The following is a 14262-nucleotide window of genomic DNA, read 5'->3' on the forward strand; positions in this document are numbered from 1 at the left end:
AGCATGCCGGCGCGCGCCTGCGCGGCGCTGGCGGACCGCTTCACGCGGCTGCTGCGCACGCCGGCACTGCAGCAACGCCTCGGGCAGGATGGCGCCGAGCCGCTGGCGCTCACTGGCGCGCAGGCGGCCGACTACCTGGCGCGCGACCGCGAGGTATGGCGGCAGGCCATCGGGCGCGTGGCCAGCCGGCTCGCCTGACGCTTGGTCCAGGCTTGGTCCGGGCAAGCTGCCTATATATAGAGGATGGTAAGAAAGACGCCGGGGCACCCTTGCGAGTGCCCCGGCGGTGGACCCCGTTCATCTGCCGCGCCTTGATTTCAGCGCGCTGCGGCAACCGTGGAAATGCCGCGCGGGGTCCGGAAAAACGAAGAAAAAACGAAGAGGGCGCCGACTTACGGCTGGCGGCTCTTGTCCTGGTCCTTCTGGCCACCTTGCTGGCCTTGTTGTCCTTGCTGGCCGCCCTGTTGTCCGCCCTGCTGGCCTTGACGGCCGGACTCCTGTTGCTGCTGACCACCGCGTTGGTCCTGGTTGCCCATCTGGCCCCCGCCTTCGCGTTGTTGGTCCTGGCTGCCACCTTGCTGGTTACCGCGCTGGCCGGGTTGCTGCTGCTCTTGCTGCTTCTGGCCCGGTTGGGATTGGTTCCCCTGTTGCTGCTGTCCCATTGCTAGTCTCCATGTCGCGCGGCGAGGCTGCCGCAGGCCCAGAGTTGCAATGGCCGTGCCATCCCCGCCGGGGCCGCGAATGTCGGGGGTATGGCATCTGTCAGACATACAGGTAACGCATGCGTGGCTCCCCATGTGCGCCGATTTACAACGCGTGCCGTGTTTTTACCGGTCGGGCGATGCGCCCACGCCGTCCCGGGGCTCGAAATCGCCGCCAGGCCCCGTCCACGCGTCATTTGGCCGATCTGGCACGCGATGTGCGGAACAGTGGCTGTCACTTCCACGAAAAGGAGATCGAGCATGAAGACAGCACAGACCCTGCGTATTGCATTGATGACCGCCGCGCTCGCCGCTGCGGGTGGCGCGCATGCCCTGGAGATGGGGGGCGGCGGCTTTATCAAGGTGGCCGACACCGGCGTCCGCAGCGACAACAGCGCGGCCCCGCCGGCCAACAATGCGCCGGGCATGCCTGGCCATACCGAGGGTGACAAGGAAAAGCGTCCCGCCGCTACCACTGACGCCAAGCTGGATGCCAGTGTGGACAAGGGCGTGGACAACACCAAGCAGGCCGTCACGGACAGCGCGCTGACCACCAAGGTCAAGACCAAGCTGCTGGCCACCAAGGATCTCAAGTCCACCGGCATCCACGTGAAGACCAAGGACCGCGTGGTGGCCCTGACCGGCACGGTGCCGACGAAGGACCAGCACGAGATGGCGCTGGAGACCGTGCGGTCGGTGGAGGGTGTGAGTTCGGTGCGCGACAACCTGAAGGTGTCGTCGCGTTAATGCACACGCCGTTTATGTACACGCGCTAGTTTTTGCGTGGCGACCTCGTCGTCGCCCTCTGCGCGGAGCCGCGGTCATCCCACGTACCGCGGCTCTTTTTGGGGCTCTTGCGGCGTTGACCCAGGTCAAGCCGCTTTGCGCTTTTTGGCGGGAGCGGCCTTTCTGGCTGCGGCTTTCTTCGGCGCCGCTTTCTTTGTCGCCGTTTTCTTGGCCGATGCCTTCTTCGCCGCCGTCTTCTTCCGCGCCGGCTTGTTGTCGCCTTCCTCTTCCTCGTCGTCCTGAAGATCCGCGTTGCGGGTAGCCGGCCGTACGCCCGCGTGCCCACGGTGGCCGATGCTCTGCTTGAGCAGCGCCATCATGTCGATAACCTTGGCGCCCTTGCCGCTCGGCGCCGCCTCCTCGGATGCCGGCGTCAGCAGGTGCGTCTTGCCGGCCTTGATCTTGGCGTGGATGCGGGCCATCAAATCGTCGCGATAGGTGTCGCGGTATTGCTCGGGCTTCCAGTCCTCGCTCATGTCCTCCACCAGCTTGGTGGCCATGGTCACCTCGCGCGGGCTCGCCGCCTTGCCTTTGCCCCCCTTGGGGAGACTCAGATCCTCGATTGGCACCACCTCGTCCGCAAAGCGCATCGTGTTCAGCACCAGCGCCTTGCCCACCACCAGCAGCGCCGCCAGGTGCTGGCGGTTGCGCAGCACCACCAGCGCCAGCGCGGCGCGGCCGGTCTTGCGCAGGGTCTCGTGCAAGAGCGCGTAGCCGCGCTCGCCGCGCTTGTCCGGCTCCAGGTAGTAGGGGGTGTCGAAGTAGTAGGGCGGAATGCTGTCCGCCTCCACGAAGCTGACGATATCCACCGTCTGCGTGGCCTCGACATTGGCCTGCCGGAAATCCTCGTCGCTCAGCAGCACGTACTCGTCCTTCTCGTACTGGTAGCCCTTGACGATGTGCTCGTTGTCGATGACCTTGCCGGTGTGCTTGTTGATGCGCTGGTAGCCCACCGGCGCCATGTCGCGCTGGTCCAGCAGGTCGAGGTCAAGCGTGTGGCTGCGCGAGGCAGCCTTCAGCGCGACCGGGATATTGACGAGGCCAAAGCTGATGGCCCCCTTCCAGATGATGCGGGACATGCCCCGGTGGCCCTAGGCGCGCTGCGGCGGTGGGGGCGGGAGATCGCCCGGGGGCGGATCGCTGACCGGCTCGGGCGGACCCGGCGGCGGCTCCGGCGGCGGGGCCTCGGGTTTCGGGGGCACGATATCGGGCTCGGGCGTGATGTGCAGGTGCAGGGGCAGGGGCAGGGGCAGATCCAGCATGAGGCTCCTTGGTCAGGCGTCTAGTTCATCGAGCATGCGGGTCAGGGCACCGAGGTCGGCGGGTTTGACCAGATGCAGGTCGAACCCCGCCGCGCGGGTGCGCCGGCGGTCGTCGGGCTGGCCGAAGCCGGTCAGCGCCACGATGCGCGCGTGGCGCAGTTCGGGAATCTCGCGCAGCCGGCGCGCGGTCTCGAAGCCGTCCATGGTCGGCATGCCCAGGTCCAGCAGCACCACGTCCGGCCGCACGCTGGCCGCGCACGCCACGGCGCTCTGGCCGTCGGGCGCCGTCACCACGGTGTGGCCGAGCGTCTCCAGCGTCATGGTCATGGCCTCCAGCGCATCGGCGTTGTCATCAACCAGCATGATGGTGTGCGCGGCGCCCGGCTGCGGGCGCGCTTTCCCGGTCGGCGGGTGCCAGTTCTGCCACGGTTCCACGGGCAGTTCCACGACGAAGGTGCTGCCCAGGTTGCGGCCCGGGCTCTCGGCGCTGACCCGGCCGCCATGCAGCGTGACCAGCTTCTGCACCAGCGTCAGGCCGATGCCGGCGCCCTCGCGCGTGGCAAAGGCTTCGTTGTCCGAGGCAGGCTCGCACGGCCGGGGCGCGTCGCCGTGCCGGTCATCGTGCTCGGCGTGCAGCGCGTTCAGGCCCGGGGCCGGGCTGGCCGCGAGATTGGCTGCGCCGATCGAGGTGGCGTCCGGGGTCGGCATCTCCTCCAGCGGGTTGCCGGACTCCGGCGCCAGTGGATCGAACAGTTGCCGTTGCAGCGACGGGGAGAGCCCGGCGCCGTTGTCGCTCACGCGCACGATCACCTTGCCATCGGCCGCGGCGGCCTCCACGGCCAGCGTGCCGCCCTCGGGCGTGTACTTGGCGGCGTTATGCAGCAGGTTGGCGAAGATCTGGGTCAGGCGCACCATGTCGCCGCGAATCGGCAGCGGCTGCTCGGGCAGCGACAGCCGCAGCGCGTGCTGGCGTTCCTCCAGCAGCGGGCGCACAGTCTCCACGGCCGTGTTCAGCGCGCCGCGCAACTCCACCAGATCCCGCCGCAGCGTGATCTTGCCCTGGTTGAAGCGGGACACGTCGAGCAGTTCGTCCACCAGCCGGGTGAGGTGATGCAGCTGCCGGCCGATGATGTCGCGCGCGCGGAACATGTCCTCGCGGCTCGGGGAGAACTGCTGGAGCATGTCTACCGCGCTGCGCATCGGCGCCAGCGGGTTGCGCAGTTCGTGGGCCAGCATGGCGAGGAATTCGTCCTTGCGGCGTTCCTCGTTATGCAGCGTGCGCTCGGCGCGCTTGTGGCGCGTTACATCCTGGCAGATGCCCGCCACGCGCAGGCAGCGGCCATCCGCGCCGCGCACCGGGAAGGCGCGCATATGGACTTCGCGGATCTCGCCGTTAGGGCGTTCGAGCTGGAATTCGGTGTCCAGCCGGCCGTCGCGCAGCATGCTCTGCCATTCGGCTTCCATGCGCGAGCGTTCCTCGGGCAGTACCCATTCGAGCCAGCGGTGCGGGTCTTGCAGCACCGATTGCGCCGGACGGCCCCAGAGCGATTCGAACGAGGGGCTGACGAACAGGAAGCGCCCGGTGGTGGGGTCGAGAATCCAGACCACATCGGCCAGCGCCTCCGCCAACTGGCGGAACAGGTCCTCGTTCTCGTGCAGCGCCTGTGAGGTGCGACGGAAGGCATCCTCGGCCCCGCGCATGCGCAACAGGGCGTTGATGCTGGAAACCAGTTCCTCGGACTCCACTGGCTCGATCAGGAAGCTGTCGGCACCGCCGTTAAGGGCTTGCACGCGCCGGTGGGAATCCGAGACGCCGGGTGACGTCAGCAGCACCAGCGTACGCGCGCTTTGCGGGTCGTTCTTGATCAGGCGGCAGACTTCCAGCCCGTCCACGTCGGGCAACTGGGTGCCCAGCAGCACGAGGTCCGGGGTGTGCTGGCGGACCAGCGACAGCGCGGCCTGGCCGGTCGACGCTTCCAGCACGGAGAAGTCGGCCCGGTGCAGGATCCGGCTCTTGACGTAGCGCGGTCCCTCACGATCCTCCACGTTGAGAATCAGCGGGCGCCGGCTGGTGTGGGCGGTCGAGGCGTTCATGGCTGGCAGGCGGCAGGATCGGCCGCGATAGTGAAGACGGATGCCCGGAGTGCGCCACGCGTGGCAAGGCCGGCCGGACGTGCCGGAGACGCGGCGTCAGGTGTCGGGAATAAGGATCGTATTGTAATAATTACCTGCATACAGCCCGGTTCCGTTGTAGTTTCGACATGCGCCGTTCAGGCTTGAAAAGTGGCGATAAATTCACGTGTGATTGGCAGTTCGAGTGGCCGTCATTTGCGCTGCGCCTCGCCGCTATGCGCTTCCGCGCTGGGCGAGGTGCCGCCTTGCGGGCCTGCCGAGCCGGGTGCCTCGACCGCCTTTTGCGGCAACTTGCTCTCCGGGGTCTGCCCGCCCGCGCTGGGGCCCTTGCCGAAGCGGGCGGCCAGTTTGTCCTGCACCTGGGCCAGTTGAGCCGCCTGCACCTTGGCTTCCTCGGCTTCCTTGGCCTTCTTGGCCTCGGCTGCCTGCTGTTGTTCAGCGGTGGGGGGAGGGAGCTTGGCCTCGGCGGTGGAGACCAGCAGGAAGGCCAGTGCCAACGTCAGCCCGCCCAGCACGGCGCGTTGCCAGAAGTCGTTGGAGAACCATGGATCAGGAAGATGTCTCATCGGATTTGCCTCGTCTTGTGTGCCGGCGTCGGCGGGGGTTTTCCGATGGGACTGGCAAGAAGCGTGCCGCACATGCCGAGACGCTGACAGACGGAGCCGGACATACGGAGCCGGACATACGGAGCCGGACATACGGAGCCGGACAGCTGACCGGAGCGGGCGAGTGGGGTTCGGGGTGGTCCGGCCGGCGCTCAGGACCCGGCCAGCCGCCTGCTGGCCTGGGTCAGCGTCTGGCGCACGGCGTCGTGCCCGGCCCACGGGTCATGCCGGGCCATTTCCTCAAGGCGCGGGCCCACGTTGGCGATGGTCCAGTGCGCCGCCGAGGTCAGGTCGCCCAGCTCCTCCCAGGCCACCGGCACGGACACGCCCAGCCCGGGCCGCGCACGTGCCGAGAACGCGGCAGCCGTGGTAGCCCCGACACCGTTGCGCAGGTAATCGATGAAAATCTTGCCAACCCGGTTGCGCGGCCCGCTCTTGGCCACGAAACGGTCCGGAATAGTGGCCGCCATGTGCTGCACCACGGCCTGGGCGAAGTCCCGCACCGGCTCCCAGCCCCAGTTCGCCCGCGGCGCCAGCGGCACCACCACGTGCAGGCCCTTGCCGCCGCTGGTTTTCAGGAAGCTTTGCAGCCCCAGTTCGTCCAGCAGCCCCTTGGTCAGCGCGGCGGCCTCCTGGATGGCCGGCCATTTCACGCCCTCGCCGGGGTCGATGTCGAAAATGATCCGGTTCGGCTTGTCGAGGCTGCGCGCCACCGCGTTCCAGGTGTGAAACTCCACCACATTGAGCTGCGCCACCGCCACGATGGCGGCCTCCGTGGCGATCTCCAGCAGCGGCGGATGGCCGGGCCAGAGCTTGGGGTCGAGCGGGCGCACGCCATCGATCTTGAGGGTGTCGCCATGGCGCTGGAAGAACTGCTCGCCCTCCACGCCGGACGGCGCGCGCACCAGTGCAATCGGCCGGCCCTTGAGGTAGGGCAGCATCAGCCCGGCCGCGCTGGCGTAGTAGCGCACGAGGTCGCCCTTGGTCAGCCCGGTGGAGGTGTCGATGACCCGGTCCGCATGGCTGACGACGATCTTGCCGATGGTCTCCTTGGCCGGGGCTTTCCTGGCCGGGGCTTTCTTTGCTGCCGACTTGGCCGATTTCGCCGCCGCCGCCGGCTTCTCTACCGAGACCGCGCCGGCCGGCTTGTCCGTGCGCAGGCCGTGGAACACCGCATGCCGCACGCGGCCCTCCCTGGTCCAGGCGCCGAAGGACACCTCCGCTACCAGCTTTGGCTTGACCCAGTGGCCGCGAATGCCGCGCGGCAGGTCGTCGAACGGCGGGGCGTCCGTCACCAGCGGGTCGAGCTGCTTGCGCAGCGTGCCGAGCATCGCGGTGTCGAAGCCGGTGCCGACGTTGCCGGCGTAGCGCAGCTTGCCCTGCGCGTCGTGCACGCCCAGCAGCAGGGCGCCGAGCCCGCTGCGGCTGCCCTTCGGGTCGGTAAAGCCGCCGATCACGAACTCCTGCCGCAGCGTGCATTTGAGCTTGATCCACGTGTTGGCGCGCGTGCTGACGTAGGGCGCGTCGTTGCGCTTGCCGATCACGCCTTCCAGCTTCATGCGGCAGGCGGCAGCGAGCATCTCGTCCGGGCTGGCCTCGAAGCTCTCGCTGAAATGGAGCCGGGGCGCGGTGTTGGCCTCGAACAGCCGGCGCAGCAGCAGCCGGCGCTGGTCCAGCGGCACGGCGCGCAGGTCGTGGCCGGCGTAGTAGGGGAGGTCGAAGGCGTAGAACTGGATGGCGTCCGCGCGCGAGGTCTCGAACGCGTTCTGCAGCGCCTGGAAGTCGGTGATGCCCTGCGCGTCCACCACCACGATCTCGCCGTCCAGCCAGCCGTCGGGCAGGCCCAGCGTGCGGATCTCCGCCGCCAGGGCGCGCAGCTTCGACGTCCAGTCGTTGCCCTGCCGCGTGAACAGGCGCACGTCGTCGCCATCGATCCGGGCCAGCACGCGGTAGCCGTCGAACTTGATCTCGTACTGCCACTGGCTGCTGTCGGCCGGTGCCTTCTCCACCAGCGTGGCGAGCTGGGGTGCCAGCGCCAGTGGCAGCTTGGCTTTCTTGGCGCCCTCGGGCAGGGCGGGGAGGTCGCGGGCCTTGGCCTTCTTGGCGGCTGCTGACTTGGCCGATTTGGCCGGTGCCTTCTTTGCAGCCTTCTTCGCCGCCCTGGCCGTGCCGGCCAGCACGCTGTCCGGCATGGCGTCCACCACATTGAAGGCCGACGCGGCCTGCGCGTACTCGTCGCGCTCCTTGATCAGCAGCCAGCCGTTGTTGTCGCGCTGGTCGTCGCGTTGGTCGTCACGTTGGCGCTTGCCGCGCATGCGTACGAGGGTCCAGTGGCCCTTGAGCTTCTCCCCGCGCAGTTCGAACTTGAGCTTGCCGTCCCGATAGGCGCGATGGGCGGCGGCCGGGTCGCCGTCGGGCACCCAGGTGCCCCGGTCCCACACGATCACCGTGCCGGCGCCGTAGTGTCCGGCCGGAATCACGCCCTCGAAGTTGGCGTAATCGAGCGGGTGGTCCTCCACGTGCACGGCCATGCGCTTGTCGGCCGGGTCGTAGCTCGGCCCCTTGGGCACCGCCCAGCTCTTCAGCGTGCCGTCCAGTTCGAGCCGGAAGTCGTAGTGGAGCCGCCGCGCGGCGTGTTTCTGGACCACGAAGGACAGCGCCGGCGCCGCGCGCTTGCGGGCGGTCTTGGTTCCCTTGGCTGCCTTGCCCCCGCTGGGCTCCGGCGTGGCCGCGAAGTCGCGCTTGCGCCGGTATTTGCCGAGCGGTTCGGCGGCGTCCGGAGCGGGGTCGGCGGCACGGGTGGCACGGGTAGGTTGAGCCATGGTGTGTCCTTCGGAGGCGGCGGGGCTGCGGCTTTCAGCTTATGCAGCACACGCCGCTTGCGAAAGCGGGAGCCGTCCTACACGGCGCCGCTTACCCGTTGTTGTAATTCCTGACCCCCGATGCTGCGCCGCACATCGGCGTGTCGCCGCCGCCAGCCGGGAACGGGACTTGCGGACTCGACAGGGGAGACACGCCACAGTGTCGTCAGCGTCAACAGTGCGCCCGCAGCAGCCCGGATGCCCGCGCGCCGCATCCCATCCGAACCGGGCGCAGAGGACGACACGGAAATGAGACCCCTGAAACCAATTGGCTCGCAGGTCATCGTGCTGACGGGTGCCACCAGCGGCGTGGGCCTGATCACCGCGCGCAAGGCGGCTGCCGCCGGCGCCCGGCTCGTGCTGGCGGCGCGCAGCGAGGACGTGCTGCACAAACTGGCCGAGGAGTTGCGCGAACACGGGACCGAGGTCATTACCGTCAAGACCGACGTGGGCAACCAGGACGACGTGGCCCAGCTGGCGGAGGCGGCCATCGCGCGGTTCGGCGGCTTCGACACCTGGGTCAACAATGCCGGCGTGACCATCTTCGGCCGCCATGACGACGTGCCGCTGGAAGACCAGCGCCGCCTGTTCGACACCAACTACTGGGGCGTGGTGCACGGCTCGCTGGCCGCGGCCGCGCACCTGCGCCAGCATGGCGGGGCGATCATCAACATGGGCAGCGAGGCGTCCGACTGCGCCATGCCGCTGCAGGGTGCCTATGCGGCCTCCCAGCACGCCATCAAGGGTTTCACGGACACGCTGCGGCTGGAACTGGAGCAGGAAAAGGCGCCCATCTCGGTGACGCTGATCAAGCCCGCCGGGCTGGAGACGCCGATGGTCAGCCACGCCAAGAACTTCCTGCACGTGGAGCCGAAACTGGCGGCGCCGCTCTATGACCCCGCGATGGCCGCCGACGCGATCCTGTTCGCCGCCGCGCACCCGCGCCGGGACATGTTCGTGGGCGCCTCCGCCAAGGCATTCTCCGCCGCCGCCTACCATGCGCCGCACGCGTTCGACCGCTTCATGAGCCGCTTCATGAGCCGCGCCCAGCAGACGCGCGACCCGGCCGGCCCGCGCGAGGACAACACGCTCTACGAGGCTGGCAACTGCCTGCGGGAGCGCACTGGCAACCGCAAGGCGATCCAGTCCTGCCCGTACACGACGTCGGCCCGGCATCCGCTGCTGACGACGGCGCTGATGGTGGGCGCGGCGGCGACGATGGCGGGGCTGGTGCAACTGAGGCGGCGCTAGGGTGAGAGGGTGCGGGCCGGTTGTCGATTCAAGCCCGCACCAGCAGCGCCACCGGCAGGCTGGCCAGCGCGTCCTTCACGCGCACATAGCCCGCGTGGGACGGCACCGCGTGGCCGGTCAGCACATCGACCCAATCCCCCTCGGCATGCAGCGCGGTGTCGCCCCAGCAATGGGGCGGAATGCGGGGTAGCGCCGGGTCCACATGGGCGGCGGCCAGCCGCGTCACGATGACCATCGCTTCCACCGGCCCGCAGCGGCGCGAGAACGCCAGCACCTGCGGCGCCAGCTTGCCGGTGGCCGCGTGCGCGGTGTACTCGCCCCGGCTGAACAGCGCCGGCTGTTCGGCCCGGTACGCCAGCACCGACCGGATCAACTGCTGCTTGATGCGGCCATCGCGCCAGCGCGCCAGCCACTGCGCCCAGCCGGCCCGGCATTCCAGGCGCGCCTGAAGCAGCGCGTAGTCCGGCGGGCGCCGGTTGTCGGGATCGACAAGGCTGAAGTCCCAGCCCTCGTTGCCCTGATAGCAGTCCGGCACGCCGGGCGCCGTCAGCGCGAGCAGCGTCTGGGCAAGGCTGTTGAGCGCGGCGGCCGGGCCGATGCGGTCCGCGAAGCGGCCGATATGCTCCAGCACGCTGTCTTCCCCACTGTCTTTCGCACCCATGCCAAGCGCCGCCAGGAAGGCTTCGCAGGCGGCCTCGTAGGCCTCGTCGGGATGGGTCCAGCTCCCGTGGCGCTTGGCTTCGCGGATGGCCTTGCGCTGCCACGCCAGAATGCGGGCGATGAACTCGCGCTGGGCGTCCTCGCTCGCCAGCGCGCCGGGCTCCGCCGGCCAGGCGCCCAGCAGCGTCTGGTAGAGCATCGCGCGGTCGGTGCCGTCCGGCCCCTTGGGGGAGGCCACCAGCAGCGGGCCGATCTGCGCTTCCCAGCCGGCCACGGCCTCGGCCCACGTCCCGGCCATCTCGCTCAGTACCGCCAGCCGCATGCGCGCGTCCTCGCCGCGCTTGTGGTCGTGCGTGGCCACGGTCAGCATCGCGTGCGGCCAGTGCGCCTGGCGGTGCGCCATGCGCGCGTGGAACCGTTCCGGCGCCAGCGCCAGCGTGCCGGGAAAACTGCCCACTTCGTTACGGGACAGCAGCCGGCCGTAGCGATAGAAGGCGGTGTCTTCCGTGGACTTGGCCGCCAGCGCTGGCATGACCTGTTGCAGCCGGGTGCGGATGGCGCTGGCCGGGGTGTCCGCTGGGGTGTCGGCTGGGGTGTCCGCCCCGGCATCGCCTTGCAGGCAGCCGAGCAGGAAGTCGAGCGCCGCCGCCTCGTCCGGGGCGAGGTGGGTGCGCGCCTGCGCGGCGGCAGAGGCGACCATGGCGTCGTCGAAGGCCCGCGCATCTGGGTCCGCGCCATGTGGCGAGGCGGTGTAGTAGCTGCGATAAACCGGCACTGCGGCGAGGAAGGCGGTCAGCGCGTGGCGCAGTGCGTGAGCGCTGAGGTCGCGCGTGGCCGGTGCCGAGCGCGCCAGCGCGTGCAGGCGCGTGCAGATCGCGTCGATCTCGGCCACGAGGTGCCGGGCGATCACGCGGTGGCGGGCCGACTTCACATAGTCCGGGTAGGGCCGGCTGTCGCCGCTGATGCGCATCCACAGCATGTTCAGCGCGCCTTCGCCGCTGGCGTCGTGGAGCACGGCAGCCACCTCGTCCATGAAGTCGTAGCCGGTGGTGCCGTCCACGCCCCAGTCGGCGGGCAGCGGTTCGTCCTCGCCCAGGATCTTTTCCACCACGATCCACGGGTGCGCGCGGGCGCCCTCGGCGGGGCGGCCGGGGCGCAGCAGGTCCAGCCGGGCGCGCAGGCGCCGGCAGTAGCCCGCCGGGTCGGCCAGCCCATCGACATGATCCACGCGCAGCCCGTCCACCCAGCCTTCGGCATAGAGGCGGAAGGCCAGCGCGTGGACGGCCTCGAACACGTCCGCGTTTTCCTCCCTCACGCCAACCAGCTCGGTGATCTCGAAAAAGCGCCGCCAGTTCAGCTCGGCGGCGCCGGTGCGCCACCACGCCAGCCGGTAGTGCTGGCGCTCCAGCAGCGCGTGCAGGCCCTCGGGAGTGCTCGGGTCGCCCGGCGCAGCCATGTCGGGCATCGGCTCGGGCATCGGCTCGGCCAGCGGCAGGCTGTGGTCGCCATAACGCAGCGTGGCCGGCCCGCCCGGGGGCCGCTCCAGCCGGAGCGCGCCCGAGGCCAGCGTGTCCCAGTAGGGGTCGCCGAGGATCGGCAGCAGCACCTTGCCGTGCAGCGCGGGGTCGGCCGGCTGCCAGTCGATGTCGAAATATTGCGCATGGGCGCTGCGCTGGCCGTGCGCGAGCACGTCGCGCCACCAGCCGTTGTGCGTGGCATCGGCAGCCATATGGTTCGGCACGATGTCCACCACCAGACCCAGCCCCGCCGCGCGGGCGCGCGTGGCCAGCGCCAGCAGGCCAGCTTCGCCGCCCAGTTCCGGGTTGACCTGCGTGAAATCGGTGACGTCGTAGCCGTGGGTGGAGCCGGGGCGCGCCGTGGTGACCGGCGATAGATACAGGTGGCTGACGCCCAGCCCGGCGTAATAGGGCACCAGCGCCTCGGCATCGGCGAAGGTGAACCCCGCGTGCAGCTGGAGGCGCGCGGTGGCGCGCGGCACGCCGGCGTGGTCGAGGTCGGTCATGGGCGTTGCAGGCAGGTCACGCAGCAGTGTTCCGGCAGCGTGCCGGCAGCCAGCGTGGCGATGGCGCCGGGCTGGCTGGCGTGGATCATCGCGCCGCCGCCACCGCCTTCGCAGTCCACCACCACGGGCTCCTCGCCCAGATTCAGCCAGATCGACAGCCGGCTGCCGTCGCCCAGCCGCCAGCGCGCCACAAGGGCTTTGTCGCCCAGCACGGTCACGCCATCGGCGCGGGCGTTGCGCAGGCGCGGCATCAGCTCGTTGCGGCGGATGGACAGCAGCTCGCCGTAGTAGTGGTTCCACGCGCGGCAATAGCCGTCGGTGTCGTCGCAGATCGGGCGGGAGGCTTCGAAGGTCTCCGGCGCGTTGGGATCGGCGATCTGTGCCGAGCGGGTGTCGTCGCGGAAGGCTTCGGACGCCGCAAATTCGCGCCGGCGGCCGTCGCGCACGGCCCGGGCCAGTTCGGGCGGGTGATCGGTGAAGTACAGGAATGGCGTGCGTGCGCCGTGCTCCTCGCCCATGAAAACGAGCGGGATCTGCGGGCAGAGCAGTTGCAGCGCCACGGCGGCGCGCAGCGCGTCCGGCTCGGCCAGGCTGGCCAGCCGCTCGCCGAAGGCGCGGTTGCCGGTCTGGTCGTGGTTCTGGAGGAAGGTGACGAAGGCCGTGGGCGGCAGATGCGCGCTGGGCTGGCCGCGCCGCACCTCGCGGCCCTGCAGCGGGCCGTTTTCGTCGCCGGAGCGGTGGGGCGACACCTCGCCCTGCCACGCGAAGCCTTCGGCCAGTACCCGGGCGAGGTGGCGGATCGGCGGCGTGCTGGCCGCCTTGTCGTCGCCCACCTTTACCGCCACGCTCTCGGGCAGGCTGGCGTGGTACTCCTTGTAGTAGCCGTCGTGCTCGCCGGTCAGCAGCACGTGCAGCGCGTGGTGGGCGTCGTCGTTCCACTGGGCGTCGTAGCCGGCAGCCAGCAGCGCCGCGTCGTTGTGGTCGTTCTCCAGCACCAGGTGCAGATGGCGGCCCGGCAGGCACTGGCGCAGGTCGTGCGCCAGCTGCGGCAGCCAGCCTTCGTCCTCGATGGCATGCACGGCGTCCAGCCGCAGGCCGTCGAAGCGGAACGATTCGAGCCAGTAGCGCGCGCTCTCGCCAAAGAAGCGCCGCACCTCCGGGCGCCGGAAGTCGATGGCCGGCCCCCAGGGGGTCTGGCGGTCGGTGCGGAAGAACGGGCTGGCGTAGCGGTGCAGGTAGTTGCCCTCGGGGCCGAAGTGGTTGTAGACCACATCGAGCAGCACCATCATGCCCAGGCCGTGCGCGGTGTCGACCAGCGTGCGGAGTTCGTCCGGCGTGCCATAGCTGCGCTCGGGCGCAAACGGCAGCACGCCGTCATAGCCCCAGTTGCGCGCGCCGGGAAACTCGGCCAGCGGCATCAGTTCGATGGTGGTGAAGCCCAGCGCGGCCAGCCGGTGCAACTGCGCGGTGGCCCCGGCGTAGCCGCCGGCCAGCCCCACGTGCATTTCATAGATGACGGCCTCGTGCCAGGGGCGCCCGCGCCACTCGGTGTGCTGCCACGGGAACGGCTCGGCCGGCTGGCACAGCACGCTGGCGCCGTGCACGTCGTCGGCCTGGAGCCGGGAGGCAGGGTCCGGCACGATGGTGCCGTCGTCGAGCCGGAACCAGTAGCGCGCGCCGTCGCAGCAGGCGGTCACGGCTTCGAACCAGCCGTGTTCGGTGGGCGCCATCATCACTGGCGTCATGCCGGCCACTTCGAGCCGCACGGGCTGGTCCTGCGCGGCGGCGTCCGGCGCCCAGAGGCGGAAGCGCACGCGGCCATCGGCCAGCCGCACGGGGCCGAAGCGGTATGCCTCGGCGCCTTCATCGTCACACGGCAGCAGGCGCGTGTCCGCGCCAAGCGTCTGCCATTGCGGAACCGGGGAGACGGGCCGGGCGCCGGAGCCGGGCGCGGGCATGGCATACATCATGGTGCGCTAC

Annotated in this window: 9 protein-coding genes and 1 pseudogene; 4 read left to right on the forward strand and 6 right to left on the reverse strand. The window is 69.8% G+C overall.

What is annotated here, in order from left to right; genetic code table 11:
- The 3 genes and pseudogenes from KHO18_RS12230 to KHO18_RS12240 form a co-directional block, all read left to right on the forward strand.
- Window positions 1-198, forward strand: a pseudogene (locus KHO18_RS12230) (hypothetical protein); the annotation flags it as partial.
- Window positions 199-311: 113 nt separating this feature from the next.
- Complete coding sequence (locus KHO18_RS12235; protein ID WP_177220018.1) at window positions 312-668, forward strand: hypothetical protein; 357 nt, start codon at window positions 312-314, stop codon at window positions 666-668.
- Between the two features lie 294 nt (window positions 669-962).
- Complete coding sequence (locus tag KHO18_RS12240) at window positions 963-1448, forward strand: BON domain-containing protein (protein ID WP_144196848.1); 486 nt, start codon at window positions 963-965, stop codon at window positions 1446-1448.
- Window positions 1449-1573: 125 nt separating this feature from the next.
- Here KHO18_RS12240 and ku read toward each other — a convergent pair whose 3' ends face one another.
- The 4 genes from ku to ligD all read right to left on the reverse strand — a co-directional run bounded on the left by ku (window position 1574) and on the right by ligD (window position 8309).
- Window positions 1574-2566, reverse strand: a complete 993-nt coding sequence (gene ku / locus KHO18_RS12245) for a non-homologous end joining protein Ku (protein ID WP_211943273.1) — start codon at window positions 2564-2566, stop codon at window positions 1574-1576.
- Between the two features lie 195 nt (window positions 2567-2761).
- Complete coding sequence (locus KHO18_RS12250; protein ID WP_144196850.1) at window positions 2762-4843, reverse strand: hybrid sensor histidine kinase/response regulator; 2082 nt, start codon at window positions 4841-4843, stop codon at window positions 2762-2764.
- Window positions 4844-5073: 230 nt separating this feature from the next.
- A complete protein-coding gene (locus KHO18_RS12255) occupies window positions 5074-5448 on the reverse strand; it encodes a hypothetical protein (protein ID WP_144196851.1) in 375 nt (124 codons plus the stop codon).
- A 191-nt stretch (window positions 5449-5639) separates the two neighbouring features.
- Window positions 5640-8309, reverse strand: coding sequence for a DNA ligase D (ligD, locus tag KHO18_RS12260; RefSeq protein WP_211943274.1), 2670 nt, complete (start codon window positions 8307-8309; stop codon window positions 5640-5642).
- Window positions 8310-8597: 288 nt separating this feature from the next.
- On the opposite strand from ligD, the gene KHO18_RS12265 reads away from it, so the two are divergent.
- Window positions 8598-9599 (forward strand): SDR family oxidoreductase, encoded by a 1002-nt coding sequence (locus tag KHO18_RS12265; RefSeq protein WP_211943275.1) that lies wholly within the window; start codon window positions 8598-8600, stop codon window positions 9597-9599.
- Between the two features lie 28 nt (window positions 9600-9627).
- Here the strand turns inward: KHO18_RS12265 and treY are convergent, their stop codons facing one another.
- A complete protein-coding gene (gene treY / locus KHO18_RS12270) occupies window positions 9628-12282 on the reverse strand; it encodes a malto-oligosyltrehalose synthase (protein ID WP_211943276.1) in 2655 nt (884 codons plus the stop codon).
- Window positions 12279-14249, reverse strand: coding sequence for a malto-oligosyltrehalose trehalohydrolase (treZ, locus tag KHO18_RS12275; protein ID WP_144197151.1), 1971 nt, complete (start codon window positions 14247-14249; stop codon window positions 12279-12281). The genes treY and treZ overlap by 4 nt, the downstream gene beginning before the upstream one ends.
- Window positions 14250-14262 lie beyond the last annotated feature (13 nt).

This window comes from Cupriavidus campinensis (genome assembly GCF_905397395.1).
Classification (GTDB): domain Bacteria; phylum Pseudomonadota; class Gammaproteobacteria; order Burkholderiales; family Burkholderiaceae; genus Cupriavidus; species Cupriavidus campinensis.

Bases quoted from the DNA above. Each gene is read 5' to 3' on its own strand.
- ku (WP_211943273.1), bottom strand. From the start codon at position 2,566: ATGTCCCGCATCATCTGGAAGGGGGCCATCAGCTTTGGCCTCGTCAAT.
- KHO18_RS12255 (WP_144196851.1), bottom strand. From the start codon at position 5,448: ATGAGACATCTTCCTGATCCATGGTTCTCCAACGACTTCTGGCAACGC.
- treY (WP_211943276.1), bottom strand. From the start codon at position 12,282: ATGACCGACCTCGACCACGCCGGCGTGCCGCGCGCCACCGCGCGCCTC.
- ligD (WP_211943274.1), bottom strand. From the start codon at position 8,309: ATGGCTCAACCTACCCGTGCCACCCGTGCCGCCGACCCCGCTCCGGAC.
- KHO18_RS12240 (WP_144196848.1), top strand. From the start codon at position 963: ATGAAGACAGCACAGACCCTGCGTATTGCATTGATGACCGCCGCGCTC.
- treZ (WP_144197151.1), bottom strand. From the start codon at position 14,249: ATGTATGCCATGCCCGCGCCCGGCTCCGGCGCCCGGCCCGTCTCCCCG.
- KHO18_RS12250 (WP_144196850.1), bottom strand. From the start codon at position 4,843: ATGAACGCCTCGACCGCCCACACCAGCCGGCGCCCGCTGATTCTCAAC.
- KHO18_RS12265 (WP_211943275.1), top strand. From the start codon at position 8,598: ATGAGACCCCTGAAACCAATTGGCTCGCAGGTCATCGTGCTGACGGGT.